Genomic DNA, 931 nt, shown 5'->3' on the forward strand with positions numbered 1-931 from the left:
GCAGCGCGATGCCGCCGGCGCCGGTGGCCGTGAGGCCTTCCTGCGCCGTGCCCGCGATCGTGCTGGCCACGCCGGTGGCGGCGACGCGGTTGACGTCGACAGAGACGCTGCCGACGGTGAGGCCGTTGCCCTCCACCAGATAGACGCCGCCGTCGCCCGCACGGGCGCTGAGCAGGTCCACCGAGGTCTCCAGGGCCGCGGCGGCGCTGTTGCCGCCGATGGCGTTGCCGGCCGTCAGGCGCAGGCTGCCGGCCACCACGTCGGTGGCGCTGCCCGCGTCCACGTCGGCGATGCTGCCGGTGCGCGCCGTCAGGCTCACCCGGGCGGTGCCCGCGGCGATGGATTCGAGCGCCAGGTCGCGCTCGGCGCTGAACACCACGTTGCCGTTGCTGGTGCTGACGGTGCCGGTGGTGGCCGTCTGCACGATGTCGCGCCCGGCCACGGCGTCCACCGTGAAGCCGGCGCCGGCCACGCTCACGGCGGCGGCCTGCAGCAGGTCGCGGCCTGCGGCCAGGCTGAGGCTGCCGGCGGTGCTGCCGGTGGTGGAGACCACGGCGCGCAGGTCCAGGTCGGACGTGCTGCCGCCGGCCTGCAGCAGCAGGTTGCCCCCGGCCGTGGCGGCCGCGCTCAGGGTCAGGCTGCCGGCCGTGGTGGTGAGCACCAGGGCGCCGCCGCTGGCCAGGCCCGCCGCCTGGGCCGCGGTCTGCGCGCCGTTGGCGGTGATGCCGCCGCCCGCGCCGACGCGGTTGACGCCGATGGCGCTACCGCCGGCCACGGTGATGGCGCTGGCTTCGGCCAGGAACACCCCGCCGGTGCCGGCGGTGCTGGCGCTGAGGCTATTGACTTCCAGCTCCAGCGCATTGCCGCTGGCACCGATGCCGTTGGCACCATTGCCGGCCGTGAGCGTCAGCGCGCTCGCGTACACGTCCAC

1 protein-coding gene is annotated in these 931 nt (G+C 75.8%); it reads right to left on the bottom strand.

The features are described 5' to 3' along the window. Positions 1-931 (bottom strand): hypothetical protein (locus NS331_RS26810; protein WP_193758170.1); only part of this gene is annotated, 931 nt, incomplete at both ends.

The sequence above is a fragment of the Pseudacidovorax intermedius genome, from assembly GCF_001476815.1.
In the GTDB taxonomy this organism is placed as follows: Bacteria; Pseudomonadota; Gammaproteobacteria; order Burkholderiales; family Burkholderiaceae_C; genus Xenophilus; species Xenophilus intermedius_A.